General features: G+C 40.3%; 13 protein-coding genes. 9 read left to right on the plus strand and 4 right to left on the minus strand.

Annotated features, from left to right (window positions below; all coding sequences use genetic code 11):
* Positions 1 to 61: 61 nt before the first annotated feature.
* Complete coding sequence (locus BVH02_RS12615) at positions 62 to 712, plus strand: ABC transporter ATP-binding protein (protein ID WP_086501809.1); 651 nt, start codon at positions 62 to 64, stop codon at positions 710 to 712.
* A 303-nt stretch (positions 713 to 1,015) separates the two neighbouring features.
* Here BVH02_RS12615 and BVH02_RS12620 read toward each other — a convergent pair whose 3' ends face one another.
* The gene (locus tag BVH02_RS12620) at positions 1,016 to 1,507 is read right to left on the minus strand and encodes a peroxiredoxin (RefSeq protein ID WP_317045430.1); all 492 of its coding nucleotides are present in this window, start codon (positions 1,505 to 1,507) and stop codon (positions 1,016 to 1,018) included.
* A 244-nt stretch (positions 1,508 to 1,751) separates the two neighbouring features.
* Here BVH02_RS12620 and BVH02_RS12625 point away from each other — a divergent pair, with 244 nt between their 5' ends.
* The 5 genes from BVH02_RS12625 to BVH02_RS12645 all read left to right on the plus strand — a co-directional run bounded on the left by BVH02_RS12625 (position 1,752) and on the right by BVH02_RS12645 (position 6,307).
* Positions 1,752 to 2,567 carry a DMT family transporter gene (locus tag BVH02_RS12625; protein ID WP_086501810.1) on the plus strand — a complete coding sequence of 272 codons (816 nt, stop codon included), beginning with the start codon at positions 1,752 to 1,754 and terminating at the stop codon, positions 2,565 to 2,567.
* 54 nt (positions 2,568 to 2,621) lie between these two features.
* Positions 2,622 to 4,151, plus strand: coding sequence for a nicotinate phosphoribosyltransferase (locus tag BVH02_RS12630; protein ID WP_086501811.1), 1,530 nt, complete (start codon positions 2,622 to 2,624; stop codon positions 4,149 to 4,151).
* A gap of 41 nt (positions 4,152 to 4,192) precedes the next feature.
* Positions 4,193 to 4,828: a bifunctional nicotinamidase/pyrazinamidase gene (pncA, locus tag BVH02_RS12635; protein ID WP_086501812.1), complete on the plus strand. Its 636-nt coding sequence runs from the start codon at positions 4,193 to 4,195 to the stop codon at positions 4,826 to 4,828.
* Positions 4,829 to 4,830: 2 nt separating this feature from the next.
* Positions 4,831 to 5,340: an acyl-CoA thioesterase gene (locus BVH02_RS12640; protein WP_086501813.1), complete on the plus strand. Its 510-nt coding sequence runs from the start codon at positions 4,831 to 4,833 to the stop codon at positions 5,338 to 5,340.
* 382 nt (positions 5,341 to 5,722) lie between these two features.
* On the plus strand, positions 5,723 to 6,307 hold the full coding sequence (locus BVH02_RS12645) for a T9SS type A sorting domain-containing protein (protein ID WP_086501814.1): 585 nt from the start codon (positions 5,723 to 5,725) through the stop codon (positions 6,305 to 6,307).
* Between the two features lie 553 nt (positions 6,308 to 6,860).
* Here BVH02_RS12645 and BVH02_RS12655 read toward each other — a convergent pair.
* Complete coding sequence (locus BVH02_RS12655; protein WP_086501816.1) at positions 6,861 to 8,105, minus strand: ADP-ribosylglycohydrolase family protein; 1,245 nt, start codon at positions 8,103 to 8,105, stop codon at positions 6,861 to 6,863.
* Positions 8,102 to 9,067: a phosphotransferase gene (locus BVH02_RS12660; RefSeq protein WP_086501817.1), complete on the minus strand. Its 966-nt coding sequence runs from the start codon at positions 9,065 to 9,067 to the stop codon at positions 8,102 to 8,104. Before BVH02_RS12660 ends, BVH02_RS12655 begins: the two co-directional genes overlap by 4 nt.
* 171 nt (positions 9,068 to 9,238) lie before the next feature.
* Between BVH02_RS12660 and BVH02_RS12665 the strand changes: the two genes are divergently transcribed.
* Positions 9,239 to 10,396, plus strand: coding sequence for an acyl-CoA dehydrogenase family protein (locus tag BVH02_RS12665; protein ID WP_086501818.1), 1,158 nt, complete (start codon positions 9,239 to 9,241; stop codon positions 10,394 to 10,396).
* Between the two features lie 76 nt (positions 10,397 to 10,472).
* Complete coding sequence (locus tag BVH02_RS12670; protein WP_086501819.1) at positions 10,473 to 12,155, plus strand: AMP-binding protein; 1,683 nt, start codon at positions 10,473 to 10,475, stop codon at positions 12,153 to 12,155.
* Between the two features lie 233 nt (positions 12,156 to 12,388).
* Here the strand turns inward: BVH02_RS12670 and BVH02_RS12675 are convergent, their stop codons facing one another.
* Positions 12,389 to 13,687, minus strand: a complete 1,299-nt coding sequence (locus BVH02_RS12675) for an APC family permease (protein ID WP_086501820.1) — start codon at positions 13,685 to 13,687, stop codon at positions 12,389 to 12,391.
* Positions 13,688 to 14,043: 356 nt separating this feature from the next.
* Here BVH02_RS12675 and BVH02_RS12680 point away from each other — a divergent pair, with 356 nt between their 5' ends.
* Entirely contained in the window at positions 14,044 to 15,612 is a 1,569-nt protein-coding gene (locus tag BVH02_RS12680; protein ID WP_086501821.1) for a sulfatase, read from the plus strand.
* The last annotated feature ends 185 nt before the right edge of the window (positions 15,613 to 15,797 follow it).

Consider the following 15,797-nt stretch of genomic DNA (forward strand, 5'->3'; position numbering starts at 1 on the left):
CCGTTAATTCCCCTCCGGGATAAGCATTTGTCCTATTTTTGAGATTATAAAAAATGTTAGCATGCTGAAAGCCAACGGAATCCATAAATCCTATGGGAGCCTACAAGTATTAAAAGGAGTAGATCTAGAAATTTTATCTTCTGAAATTGTTTCCATAGTCGGCTCTTCTGGAGCAGGGAAAAGCACACTTCTTCATATTCTCGGGACATTGGATCATCCAGATCAGGGTTTCTTGGAGATGGATGGAAAAAAACTTCTTGATTTAAAGGGAGATGCACTAGCCAAATTCAGAAATGAACGAATTGGCTTTATTTTTCAATTTCATAATCTTCTGCCTGAATTTACCGCTCAAGAAAATATAATCATCCCTGGACTAATCGGAAATATTTCACCAGAGATATTAAGTAAGAAATCTGGAGAGTTGGCCGAATTACTTGGAATCTCACATCGACTGGATCATAAACCATCTACACTATCGGGGGGAGAGCAGCAACGAGTGGCTGTGGCTCGAGCTCTGATTAATAGCCCAGCGGTTGTCTTTGCAGACGAACCTAGCGGAAATCTGGATACTCAAAATGCCAAAAGTCTACACGAATTGTTTTTCACGCTTCGCAAAGAATTGGGCCAGGCATTTGTAATCGTTACACATAATGAAGAGTTGGCCGCTATGGCAGATCGCAAGGTAGTAATGCAGGATGGGATGATTCTCTAAGGCTATGGACGCTAGACTCAAGATTGAGAAAAAAGATTGAGAGTATGAGAAAAGAGATTGGAGATTTCAGCAAACCTCCCGAAGTGGAAAAAATCTATTTGGTGGAAGACTTAAGTCTTGTGCCGTTGTTTTTGGGAATTAATTAACCATAGTAAGCAGTCAAGAGAAAGCATTGTTTGGCTCGAATTCTCTTAATTAAGAGTCTAGCGTATTATGGTCGATAAATAATGAACAAAACCTTTGAAGACAAATACCTCAAAGGTTATTAAGCGTTGGGCCGCCGCATTGTTCCGAAAGCAACTTTTATTCAACCAAACTGCCCAGCATTGCTTCTATATGTCTTTTCGACTCGAACATATCTGAAAATACAGCCGCTATTTTATAATCTTTATCAATAAAATAAGTAACACGCTTCGGCATTCTGATCAAAGGAATCAACGCATCGTAGGCTTTACATACTTCACCATTCGGATCAGAAAGTAGCTCAAATGGAAGCTTATGCTCCTTTTTAAAACGCTCGTGAGTAAGGATTGTATCCTTACTTATACCGAAAATAGGAATGTCTAATTCACGAAAAGCTTCAAATTGATCTCTGAATTCACAGGCTTCAGCTGTACATCCAGGAGTGAAGTCTTTTGGATAAAAATAAAGTATAAATTCTTTACCTTTTAAATCTGTTGATGAGACAGAGGATTTCTCTCCTGTAGATTTCAAATCAAAATTTGGTGCGATACTTCCTATTTTCAATGCCATAAATTGAACAACCAATAAATTGTAAAATGGTTCAATATGCATAAAAGTTTATTTGAAATATATTTTTCTGCCATTAAACTAATTTTATGTTCTCAATACGAGTTCTCTATTAATTACCGCTTGTGCTCATACAATTGTCTCTAATTCTTACAGAATGGCATTTGAAATACGTAAGTTTTTAAAATGGAGCAAAATTAGTTGTAAAATGAACTATTGGACCATTAGATTCCTTAGAAATGCATCACACTGAAATTTTAATATTTTGAAGGTAAACAGTGTCCAGTCCATGCTTTTGGCTGGAGTATTTTTCGCTTTGATGAATGTTTCCGTCAAACACATTCCGCATATCCCTGCCATAGAAATCATAGTTTTCAGATCTATTTTCTCTCTGGTATTCAGTTATTTAGTTCTGAAAAAACAAAAAATAAATGTCTTTGGGAATAATAAAAAATGGCTGATCATCCGTGGGATAGTGGGGTCTATTGGCTTGATTTCTTTCTTCTATACCCTTCAAAATATCCCGTTGGCGAGTGCAGTGACCATCCAATATTTATCTCCGGTTTTCACCACAATTTTTGGGATTTTTCTTTTGAAAGAAAAAGTGAAACCTATCCAATTTGTATTCTTTGCGATTTCCTTTGCTGGTGTACTCGTGATTCAGGGAGTAGATGCTAGAGTGGATACTTTCTGGGCGGTAGTAGGGATCATCTCGGCGATTTTTTCAGGCTTAGCATATAATGTCATTCGGAAGCTAAAGAATACAGAGCATCCATTGGTAATCATTTTCTATTTCCCATTAGTGACTTTGCCTTTTGCGCTGATCGTCTCTGCTTTTGGCTGGGTAAATCCTGTGGGATGGGATTGGGCAATTTTGCTTTTCATAGGGATATGCACGCAGACAGCGCAGTATTTCTTGACGATTGCCTATCAAAATGCCAATGTATCCAAGGTTGCCAGTCTAACTTATATAGGCATAGTATACGCCTTGATTTTCGGTTTCTTCTTCTTTGGAGAGACATTCAATGCTTTCGTGTATGTAGGAATGGGGCTTGTGCTGCTGGGGATTCTATTGAATATGAGGGTGAAGCAAGTTTCAAAATAGAATTGGAAAGGAAGCTTAAGAGGGTTATTTTTGAGTTTTGTTAAACATGATATAATGAAAATTACTAAAGACCTTTATCAAAGCTCATTGGCGCTTCTGACAGATTTTTATCAGTTGACGATGGCTTATGCATATTGGAAGTCAGGTAAGGCAGAGCAGGAAGCGGTGTTCAATCTTTTCTTTCGAAAACATCCTTTCCAAGGCGGATTTACTATCGCAGCCGGGCTGGATTATGTAGTGGACTATTGCAATAGCCTCAAGTTTAGCGAAGAGGATCTTAGCTACTTGGCTACGATGAAGAGCAAGGATAATCAGAGCTTATTTGAAGTTGAGTTTTTGAATTACCTGCGGGAAATGAAATTTAGCTGCGACATAGATGCTGTGGAAGAGGGAACAGTGGTTTTTCCAAACACGCCTTTGGTACGAGTTAAAGGACCGTTAATTCAATGCCAGTTGCTGGAAACCCCGCTTTTAAATATTATCAATTTTCAAACCCTCATTGCCACCAAAGCAGCACGAATAAATCTGGCCGCTCAGGGAGAACCTGTGCTGGAATTTGGTCTGCGTCGTGCGCAAGGAATTGACGGAGGCTTGGCGGCTTCGAGAGCAGCGTATATCGGAGGTTGTACTTCCACGAGTAATGTGATGGCGGGTAAGTTATTTGGTATTCCTGTTTCAGGTACCCATGCACATAGCTGGATCATGTCTTTTGAGACTGAATTGGAAGCGTTTGAAGCTTATGCGGATGCTTTTCCAGATCAATCCATCTTTCTTGTAGACACTTATGACACAGTTAATGGTATTAAAAATGCCATAAAAGTTGGAAATGCATTACGCGATAATGGTAAGGAAATGATAGGTATCCGAATCGACTCGGGTGACCTGGCTTATTTCAGTAATGTGGCGAGAGAGATGCTGGATGAAGCAGGATTCCCAAATGCTAAAATTGTTGCTTCTAATGACCTGGATGAAAATATCATTACATCTCTGAAAGGTCAGGAATCTTCAATAAATGTATGGGGAGTAGGTACTAAATTGGTGACAGCATTTGATCAGCCCGCACTCGGTGGCGTGTATAAACTGTCTGCGATCAAGGATAAAAATGGAGAATGGATTCCAAAAATTAAGCTTTCGCAGCAATCCTTGAAAATAAACATACCTGGATTGCATACTGTAAAGCGGTTTTTCTCTAAAGGGAAAGCTGTTGCAGATATGATTTATCTGGAGTCTCAAGAGCTGAATCCACAAGCCGCTCTGATTATTGATCCAAATGATCCTACTAGGAGAAAGAGAATGATGCCTGCATTTTATCAGGAGGAAATTCTACTGAAACCGATTTTCAAACGAGGTAAGTTGATTTATATACTTCCGAAAATTAACCAGATCAGAGATAGAGTTCAGCTTCAATTAGATTCCCTAGATAAGACCCATAAACGAATGGTAAATCCGCATTTGTATCCTATAGGTTTGGAAGAAAATCTACATCGCTTGAGAATGGAGTTGGTGTTGAAAGCAAAGCAAGTTGACAATGGCATTGAGACAGAAAAATCACCTGGTTCTAATGGGGTTGATTCTGAAAAATAACTTACTAAAACAGGGAGTAAAGACACTCTCTAAGGCTAGACATGGGAATGAATCTGAAAAATAGCGTATTGCTGATCGTAGATGTTCAAAATGACTTTTTGCCTGGAGGAGCTTTGGCTGTCAATCAAGGTGATGAAGTAATCCCTGTCATCAATGAGTTGCAGAAGATATTTAATTTCATCGTAGCTACGCAGGATTTTCATCCTGAAGATCATGGAAGTTTTGCTGCAAATCATGAAGGGAAAAATCTCTATGAAGAAATTGAGCTAAATGGATTGACTCAAACACTTTGGCCAGTTCACTGTGCGCAAGGCTCTGAAGGAGCTGAATTTCACAAGGAACTTAATCCTGTACGCTGGAAAGCTATTTTCCAGAAAGGGAAAAACCCAGAAGTGGATTCCTACTCCGGGTTTTTTGACAATGCTCGTAGGGGAGATACCGGCCTTGGCGACTTTTTGCAGAATGAAGGAATAATGAATGTATTTGTAACGGGGCTTGCTTTAGACTTCTGTGTTAAATTCACAGCTTTGGATTCAGTCAGTTTGGGATTTAACACTTACTTGATTACCGACGCAACTAGAGCTGTAAATCTCCAGCCAGAAGATGGGGAGAAAGCACTGGAAGAAATGAAAAATGCAGGAGTGAAAATAATAGACAGTTCAGCTTTACTTGATTAACCATGTTTGAATTTAACGCCGAGAAGAATTATCCTAAAGAAACCGAAAGTAGGGTTCTGATCAGATTTCAGGATTGCGACCCCCTTCGACACTTGAATAATGCCAAATACTTTGATTATTTTTTCAATGCGAGGGAAGATCAAGTACCAAAGCTATATGGCGTAGAAATGATGGATTTCATTAAAAAATATAAGGCTGCTTGGGTGATCTACAACCATAACATATCCTATGTGAAGCCAGCAATGGTAGGCGAATGGGTAAGAATTAAAAGCCGGATTCTCTGGCATAATCACAATACAGTGATACTAGAGTATTTCATGACTGATGATAATGAAGTGCAATTGAAAACCTTACTATGGACCACGATGCGCTATGTGACACTAGCTGAGGGTAAATCTACTGATCATGAGGGGGCTGTAGATCAGTTTCTTACTGCTACTTCCATGAGTGTTGATATTTCCGGCATTCAGATCAAAGAGAGAGTGAAAGCACTTATCCATGAATTGAAATAATCTTGATATAAATCAAATTTCTGTCTCTCAGCGAACAAGACCTGTGCATCTCCGTACAGGTTTTATTTTTTCAACCTTTTTAAATTCAGTCACTTATAATTTTATTTAATATTAATTTTTATAAATAAAAGCAATAAAGTGTAACCTGGATTTTTCTCTAATCAACCCAAATCTGTTCGGGTGTAATACAAATTTGAGAAAATATGATCATTTTTTGTACACTTTGGCGTACTGAAACCTGCTTTAAACCAAATTATATTTTGCAAATGGTTTAATTTTTAAATAGGTAAAGTCGTCGTCAAATGCCTTCAAAACTACTATTTGGTACATTTGGTACATCGTTCGCAACAGGGAATAGCATAACTCTAAACCAACAAACATTATGAAAACGCTATTCACTTTCGCACTAGCTGGACTTTTAGCCACCAGTACATTTGCTAACGAACCTGAAGATTTGAAAGCAAATACCTCTGTCCACACGAACTACAAGAATATCTCTGTACTTCTAAATGAAGGGGTAGGCAAAGCAAAAATTGCCATTTATGATATGAGCGGGAAAAAACTTCATCAACGCACTGTAAAGGTCAATGAGGATCTTCGCGTCCCTTACGATTTAAACGGCCTGCCTTGTGCAGCGTATCAGGTGATGATAACCACCGACGATGAAGAAGTGACCTACACTATAGAGACCGTAGAGAAAGTGGTAGAAACTCCGATTGTATATCCACTGATGGCTTACGGAAAAAAGGTAAATGATTACACAGCTAATTTAGTTGTAATTGGACTTTCAAAAGCTGGTGTTGATGTTAAGATTAAGCGAGTAAGCGACGATAGAATTATCTATGAGGAAATGGTAGATCAACCAGAGGGATTCCGAAAAGACTATAAATTAAATGGAATTCATGCGGAAGACGTTTATTTCGAAGTTACCGATGCTACTGGGAGGTCTCGTAAGATTTACATTTGAATTCTAAACCAACCACTTTTGATTGAGCCCTGAATCGATAGATTCGGGGTTTTTTGCTTTAAATCTTAACCAAATAAAATCATAGAGAGAGTCTAGTAATTGGTGAATGTGATTATCCGCAATGATGCCAGTTGCCTTAGATTCTTTGTTTATCTGGTCGGAAGACCGATGACCGAAGACCGAAGTGACCTCAATTATAAATTTGAACAAATTCTAGATTGCTTTTCCCTCTTTACTGGTAAAAAAGCGGATATACATATTGGTGAATAAGATTTAACCACAATGACACAAAGTTTCAAAAAGAGCACCTATTCGTTACTGCGACACGAACTCTTACATTAACAAAATATTCCTATCTCTAGTGATTCATGCACAATGCATGATCCCATAATAGTCGCGAATACAACTCAGCGAAATTCGTAGTTAGATTTGGAAATTAAAGACTAATGAATTCCGTAGGCATGATCTATGATTTTTGCAATTTTTTAAGAAAAATGATTCTTGGGAAAAGGTTTTGCCTCTTAGATTCATTTATTTTCTTCGGAGATGGTTATTATCTGGCTATCATATGAGCAGTTAGGTCATTTGCGACTAGCTCCAAATCAATTCCCAATAGCTCTTTATTTACTCTAAGAATTTGTTCTCGTTCCAGTTGTGGCAATTGATCAAATCCATAAAAAGCGCCTAAAATCCCACCCGCTATTGCCGCTGTAGTATCATTATCTCTGCCGTAATTCACAAGAAAGGTCATAGTGCCCATAAAATCAAAATCCGAGTAAATCATTGCGGTGAGCGTCTGTAGCCATATTTCACCTGCATGAAAAGGCATGTCTTGCAGTCTCTGATCGAGTTGCTCAAAAGCAAATTGAAGTGCTTTTCCGTCTGACTGCAGTTGATTCCCCAAACTGTCTTGCTTTGCTGCTTCCGCCGAAATCCAGCTTGCTCTTTCAAAGATAGTTTGTGCTGATCTACCTACCAGGCGACTCTTCTTATAGTGAATTGGGTCCCAACCTAAGGCAAGGAGCAGGTCTTCTTTTGTTGCCTCTCGCCTCATACCTGCCGAAGTCATCGCTGCTGATAGTGCCGAGATATCTTTCGCGTAGCCAATATCGAATATTGAAAGTTTATATGCTTCCTGATAGGCTTTTTCTGGGTTTCCTGGGAAGTAGGAGCCTAACATATTTGCATAAAGCAATCCTGCACAAACCATCTCACCGCCATAGAATTTCCCCAGTGAATCTGCATAACCCACTAGATTATTCTCAATAAAGGGGGCACTCACTTTTGCCCATTCATGTAGCCAACCTAACTTTAGCTCCGTGAAACCAATAGATTGAATATCAGTACTATCTAATAGTTCAAGTTCCTTGTGATAGGTTAGGTAGGTGTTGTTTATTTGCTTCGCAAAATCCTTTGCATTTAACACATCCAGCTTTTGCGAAAGCAAATATTCAGCAGTCAAAACCTTCCATCGTGTATCGTCTGTAGTGCCTCCTGCAGGAAGATCCGCCTGCCATATTCCTTCCGGTGAAACCTCTCGAACCATGGAGTCTAGCTTCTCTACAAATCCATATTCCAGCATGATTTGATCTCTCGACCACATTTCCGTGGGAGCACCCATCGCGTCACCAATGGCGGATCCAACTAGCATCCCCAATATTTTGTCATGCAATTGCTTTTCTGTAAGTCCCATTTCAGGAACTTCCTTATCAGAAAAAGCTGGTGTAGTTTTGTTTGCCTTTTTTCCGCAGGCGGAAAATAGAACTAGAAAAATGACAAGCAGGTAAAAGTTTTTCATTGGGCTAAAATAAGTTTTCTGGCTCTTTCCAAAAGTAATTTCTTATCAGCTAAGGTAAGTGATAGGGGAAGTTGAGCTATTCCTATCAGCCTTCTCATGATTTCCATACCGAGGTAGGCATTTACCAGTAATTCGGAATAGCTATGTTGATAAATTTTTAAAAAATCAGATTGAAGTCTAGCATCCATTTTTGCCAAAGCAAAGTGTGCGAATAGAACCCCTAGATCAAATTCTCTGTCCCCCATGTATGCAAACTCCGTGTCGATAAACTTGACTCCATTAGCGGTTTTTAGCCAAGAGGCTGGATAGAAGTCTCCGTGCAGAAGTGTTGTGCCCTGAGATAGATATCGCTTTCCTAATAGTTCCAGTGCAGATTTCAGTTGAGTGTCCCTTTTATAGGCTAAGCTGAGATCTTGCAAACCTGGCTGAATGGTATCCAAATCAAATCCGTTTTCTTCCATGAAAGGATAATGAAAAAGATGCTCATGATTAAGCTTTTTCATTTCTACGTTTTCAGGAAAATTACTGACTTGTAAATCATGGAGCGAATTGAGATACTGACTTAAAGAATGAAAATCATTGATGTCCCAAGTGTAATCTGGAGCATAAATAGCGCTGAAATCAGTTCCATTTCCCAAATCCTCTAGGAGAAGAATATGATTTTCTTTATTATAAATAATCACTTTGGGACTGCAGCTACTGAGTAACTCGTCATCTTCAAAAAGCTGGTAATAACGTAGCTCAATTTCTATCCTCTCGATTGGTGCGGGAATCTGTGGGAATTTCCGGACGAAAGATTTCGATTGCTTCAGAATTACAGATCTTGAGTTTGTTTTCACACGTAAAACCAAATTCATGTTGCTGTCTCCTGCGGATTCAGAAGAAATCAATATTTCATTTTGTTTCCAGAGTGGGAGAGAATGGAGCAACTCAAGACTTGATTGCTCAGTTAAATCGATCATTTTCCTGTTTTTATGTAATAAGTACACAAACTATAAATAAGTTTAACTAGACTGAAATGTTTTTATATATATGTGATATGACTGCAAAAAGGTCTTTTCTAAGACAAATTCAATGTGTAAGAAGTTAATTCCTTAATTTCGAACAGAATAAAACCCTAAAGTATACATACCATGTTTGGACTTCCCCGAACCCTTTTTACTGAAGAGCACGATCTTTTCAGAGTCAGCGTCAGAGATTTTATAGCCAAGGAAATAGTGCCATACAACTCCCAGTGGGAGAAGGATAAAATGGTGTCGAGAGAAAGTTGGCTCAAGCTTGGAGAGAGTGGGTTTTTGGGCTTACAGGCCCCAGAGCGTTTTGGAGGCATGGACATTAAGGATTTTCGATACAATGCGATATTAATAGAGGAGCTAGGATTGAGCGGATGCTCTGGCCCTGCAATAGGATATCCACTTCATAGTGATATTGTGATGCCCTATATTCTGCATTATGCGACAGAACAAGCACTAGACAAATACATTCCTAAAATGGTAGCTGGTGAGTATATAGGAGCAGTAGCGATGACTGAGCCAGGTGCTGGAAGTGACTTGCAGGGGATGAGAACCAGCGCCATAGACCATGGAGATTATTATTTGGTGAATGGTAGTAAGACTTTTATTACAAATGGCTATTTGTCTGATGTGGTAGTGGTAGCAGTGAAGACTGATCCACAGAAAGGAGCGAAAGGAATTAGCCTAATTATAATGGATAATTCCATGACTGGTTTTACCAAAGGACTTCCGTTTGATAAGGTGGGCTTACATGCCCAAGATACCTGCGAGTTGTTTTTTGAAGATGTGAAAGTGCCTAAGGAAAACCTGCTTGGGAAAGAGGGAGAGGGTTTCAAGTACTTGATGACCGAACTGGCTCAAGAGCGTCTAGTAGTGTCACTGGCCGCCTTGGCACTTGGAGAATACATGCTGGAGGAGACGGTCAAGTATGTAAAACAACGGAAGGCATTTAATCAGGCCATCTCTGAGTTTCAAAATACACGATTCAAATTAGCGGAGATGTGCGCTGCGCTGGAGCAGGGAAGGATCTACTGTGATCACTTGGTCTTGCTTCACAACGATGGCAAATTGGACTCAGCCATGTCCTCAGCAGCAAAATACAATATGACCGAGCTGCAGTGCAAAGTCGCCGATGAATGCGTTCAGCTGCACGGTGGATATGGGTATATGTGGGATTATGGGGTAGCAAGAGCTTATGCAGATGCTAGAGTACAGCGAATCTATGCTGGCACCAATGAGATAATGAAAGAGCTGATAGCAAGAAAAATTTTGAAATAGTAAAAAATGCTTTTGACATAAGCTAAGATTTTGATTACTTCCATAAAAATAGATACATCCCAAAATACTTTACAACATGAATGATTTTCCATGGTTGAAACATTATCCGGAATCTGTGCCAAAGGAAATAGATTGTACAGCCTTTTCCAGTGTAGCAGAACTTTTTGATGAAAGTGTAAAGAACTTCGGAGATGCAGTGGCTTATGAATGCATGGGAAAGACAATGTCATTTAATCAGTTGAACAAGTTAAGTGAGGATTTCGCCTCCTATTTGACAAACGTTTTAAGATTAAAAAAAGGAACTCGGGTTGCGATACAGATGCCAAATACCCTGCAGTATCCCGTTGCGATGTTTGGCGCCTTGCGAGCTGGAATGATCGTGGTAAATACCAACCCGCTTTATACCTCTTCGGAGATGAAGCACCAATTCCAAGATTCAGGAGCTGAATTGATCATCATTATGGCCAATTTTGCAGATAATCTGGAGAAAATCCTACCTGATATCGCTGCTAAACATGTGATTGTAACTGAGATTGGTGACTTACTGGGAGGCTTCAAAGGAACGATAGTCAATCTTGTAGTTAAATACATCAAGAAGATGGTGCCGGCTTTTTCTCTTCCAAAGGCAGTTTCATTCAAATCAGCTTTGGCACAAGGTGCAAATCATAAATTCAAAGCAGTAGAAATTGCTTTACAGGATACCGCTTTTCTTCAATATACCGGAGGCACCACTGGAGTGTCCAAAGGTGCGGAATTGTCCCATGGAAATATAGTGGCCAATATGCAGCAGATTTCTGCCTGGATGAAACCTAAATTGAAGGAGAGGGAGGAAATAGTAGTTACAGCACTGCCCTTGTATCACATTTTTGCTTTGACGGTCAATTGCCTTGCGATGCTCAAAATCGGTGCGCATAATCTCTTAATTACGAATCCGAGAGATATGCCAGCCTTTATCAAAGAACTTTCAAAAAAGCAGTTTACGGTCTTCACGGGAGTTAATACCTTGTTCAATGGTTTGCTTAACCAAGATGCTTTTAAAGCTCTGGATTTTAGCAAGTTAAAAATAGCAGTTGGTGGAGGAATGGCAGTGCAAAAAGCAACTGCTGAAAAGTGGCTCGCCGTGACAGGAACCCCTTTGGCCGAAGGCTATGGACTAACCGAAACCTCTCCAGTGGCTTCCTGTAATCCTATCGATGGTACAGAGAGAAATGGTACCATAGGCGTGCCGCTTCCCAACACTGAGATGATGATCATTGATGATGAGGAGAATATACTTCCAGTGGGAGAGCGTGGAGAGATCTGCATAAAAGGTCCACAAGTGATGAAAGGATACTGGCATAGACCGAAAGAGACCGCAGAGGTGATGATGGGAGACTGGTTCAAATCAGGAGATATCGGAGTCATGGACAAAGATGGCTTTACCAAGATTGTGGATAGGAAGAAGGAGATGATTCTTGTTTCCGGTTTCAATGTTTATCCCAATGAAGTAGAGGACGTAATTGCATCTTATCCAGGCGTGCTGGAAGTTGGCGTGATCGGGATTCCAGACCCTAAATCCACGGAGCGTGTGGTCGCATATGTAGTAGTGAAAGATAAAGCGATTACCAAAGAGCATATCATGACCCACTGCCATGAATTCCTGACTAACTACAAGTGCCCAAAAGAAGTGCATTTCACTGATGAGTTACCGAAATCAAACGTAGGAAAGATCCTAAGAAGATTGATCAAAGAAGCACACATAGAGAAAATGGGGAAGTAAAGGGTAGTTGTTAGTATTTAGTTGTCAGTCAACTTACTTAGCCTTCAAAAATTTTTAAAAAAAATATAGAGAAATATTAATATAACTGTTAATCGCAGTCAACTAATTTTTGAAAAAATACCCTATACAGGGTATTTTTTTTTGGGTTGACTCGCAGTATTTTGTTGGTGAAGTGTTGGTACAAATGACACAGCATAAACCCTATTATAGCCCTTATCAACCAAGGCTATAGCTTACTTCTGCATTTTCCCCAACCAATACAGGCCTGTTCCGACCCCAATCAAAACTGCAGTGAGCCAAATAGAAGTCCAACTAACCTGCAACATTAGCCAGATACATGCTATGATGCCTAGCGCTGGAATTAAGTAACCACCTTTGAGTATGAAATAGCCCTGATCTCGAAATCTAGGTCTTAATACTGGAATCGCTGCACATGTCATAATAAAAAGGAACAATCGGGACAACACGGTCATGGCGGCCAAGAAGGTGAAGGAACCCATCGCAGCCAACACAAAGGCGGCTATCCCAAAGAAAAAAACAGAATTGGCTGGAGTTAAAAACTTATTGCTTACCTCTCCAAACCAGGCTGGAAGGGATTTTTCCAATGCTAAGGCATAAGTGATTCTGGAAGCTGAAAACATCGAGCTGATAAGATTTGCTAAGACTGAGGTTGCTACGCCTACCATCAAGATCACTGCACCTGTACTTCCAAAGAGAGCTGAAGATGCATCGAGCAGAGGACTGTTACTAGCTGCCAAATTGGGAACGGCTGACTGTGATACCAATTGTACCAGCATGTATATAATGGTGACTACGATCAATCCAAGAATTAATCCCAACGGCATATCGCGCTTAGGTCGCTTAGCTTCTCCCGCAGGAACTATCGCTCCCTCAAATCCAACAAATGCATAGATCAAAAGTAAGGTGGCAGCACCGAAGTCAGAGCCAGAAGGCAGTGGAGTATCGAAGTGAGGAATAACATCTGGGCCGATCAGAAGAAACCCTCCGATGATCAAGCCGATTAAAACTGCAAATTTGATGATAGTAAAAAGAGTCATGGAACGAATGGACTCTGAGGAACCTAGAATATTGATGAGGCTGAGTAGTCCACAGGTCAAGGCCAGAGAAATCAATCGGCCTATACCTTCTCCCATGATTGGAAAGAAATAGGCAATACTATCGGTCAATAATACGGTGTTGGCGGCGAAGGAAATCAGTCTAGCCAAATAATAAAGCCATCCTCCCTGAAACCCTACAAATGATCCAAAGGCCAACTTGCCATATCGAATAGGGCCTCCTGTACCTCGGAAATAACTTCCGATCTCAGCGAAACTCAGAATCACAGGCAACATCAGGAGTGCGCAGAAACCATAAATCAATACGCTGTATTCACCGGCTAGTCTGGCAGCTCCAGAAGGTAAACCAAATATTCCAGCACCTATAAAACCATTGACGACTAACATCCATACGCCCCAAAGGCCAAGGTTTCTCGGTAATTTTTCTTGAAGTTCTTCGCTGGAGTTTTCGTGCACGTGCTGCTGGTTTTTTGAAAAATGTTTTCGTTAAGATAATTCAAAAATTTAATTTGGAGGAATGCCAAATTTTAAATCTCCTGCTTTGCATTTGATCAAAAAGGGGTTCTGAATGTTCAACTGCTCTCGATTTAGAGGTTTTACCTGTTTCCGAGCAAGTCGGATAAGTCTCTGGAAAAGAGATAAGGGAGCTATTGTTCCATCTATGCAGGTATATTTTAAACGTACTTTTAGGCTATATTTTTAGTCATGTTGCAGCATTCTTTTTTATAATTACTACCTGCTCATCACATTCCTTTTTTGATTTTCATAGATCTTGACCATCTTAGTTTTTCTATTCAATACTACACTTACTTATGCTGAAGAAATATATTCCTATTGCAGGACTTTTGCTCTGTGGTTTTCAGTCTTTTGCCCAATCGCCTGAGCAACCCAATATTGTTTTTATTCTGGTAGACGATTTGGGCTATCATGACCTAAGTGTCACTGGTAGTGCGTTTTACGAGACTCCTTATATAAATGCACTGGCCTCACAGTCTTACCAATTTTCACAGGGATACTCAGCATCGCCAGTTTGTAGTCCTGCTCGGGCAAGTATAATGACCGGAGTCACGCCAGCTATCCACAACATCACAGACTGGATAGGCGCACCAGAGGGAGAAGCTTGGCGAAAATACGGCCGTCATACAAAGCTTTTGCCGCCAACCTATGATCATGCATTAGATCCATCCTATGTCACACTTCCTGAGGCACTGAAAGGCGCTGGATATGAGACGTTTTTTGCTGGAAAATGGCATTTAGGTGGAGAGGGATCCTATCCCGAAGATCATGGTTTTGATACCAATAGAGGTGGCTACTCGTCGGGAAGTCCAATAGGAGGATATTTTGCTCCCTATGACAATCCAAAAATGGAGCAAGGGCCGGATGGTGAAAATCTAAGTATGCGTTTGGCCAATGAAACGGCAAAATTCATTGAAGGAAAACATGAAAAACCATTTTTTGCAATGCTGTCTTTTTACGCTGTACATGGGCCGATTCAAACTACTGAAGAGAAATGGAGAAAGTATCGAACCAAAGCAATCGAAAACGGACTTGCGGATCATGGCTATAGTATGGAGCGTAGGCTTCCAATCAGACAGGTTCAGGACAATCCAATATATGCTGGCCTTGTAGAGTCTATGGATGATGCTGTAGGTGTGGTTCTTGAAGCACTTAGAAAGCAGGGAATGGATGAAAATACTATTGTGGTATTTACTTCAGATCATGGAGGAGTAGCTTCTGGAGATAACTTTTCCACTTCCAATTTGCCCCTAAGAGGTGGCAAGGGGTATCAGTGGGAGGGTGGTCTTCGAGTACCATATTTCATCAAAGTACCAGGGCAAAAAGAGATGATTACACTCACCACTCCGGCAAGTGGAATTGATTTCTATCCTACACTTTTAGAATTGGCAGGAGTAGCTATAGGAGAAAATGTTCCTATGGAAGGTGTAAGTTTAGCTCCTGCGATGGATGGTAAGGAAATGGCTGATCGTGCGCTTTATTGGCATTATCCACACTATGGCAATCAAGGAGGAGATCCTAGCTCTATTATCAGGGAAGGCGATTGGAAGTTAATCTACTACTGGGAGGATAAGGTAGTAGAACTTTATGACCTCGGGAGGGATCCAGGTGAGCAAAAGAATCTAGCATCAGAGAATCGCGATGAGGTAAAAAGACTTTCAGGAAAACTGATGCAATGGCTTGATGAAACGAATGCAAATCGTCCAATCGCTGATCCTGATTACGATGCGGTGCTACATCAAGCCGTTTTGGATAAAAACAAAAACGAAAGAATGCCAGATTTGGAATCTGAACGTGTAAAAATTCTTGCACCAGGATGGCAGCCAAATGCCGATTGGTGGGGGAGCAAGGTAACGAAGGATTGATAGGTGAGAAGGGTAAGTAAAAGATGTAAATTTTGTAAGTGGTGTTAGGGTTTTATGAGGTAAAAAGGTGAGAGGTGATAAGTAAAAGGTGAGTAGTGAAAAGTAAAAGTTGTAAGGTTTGTAAGTGGAATAAAGTGAGTTGGGTAGAGTTGTAAGAGGCTTGTAGAAATAGTTTTCTTGCGTTT

This window comes from Algoriphagus ratkowskyi (assembly GCF_002150505.1).
Classification (GTDB): Bacteria; Bacteroidota; Bacteroidia; order Cytophagales; family Cyclobacteriaceae; genus Algoriphagus; species Algoriphagus ratkowskyi.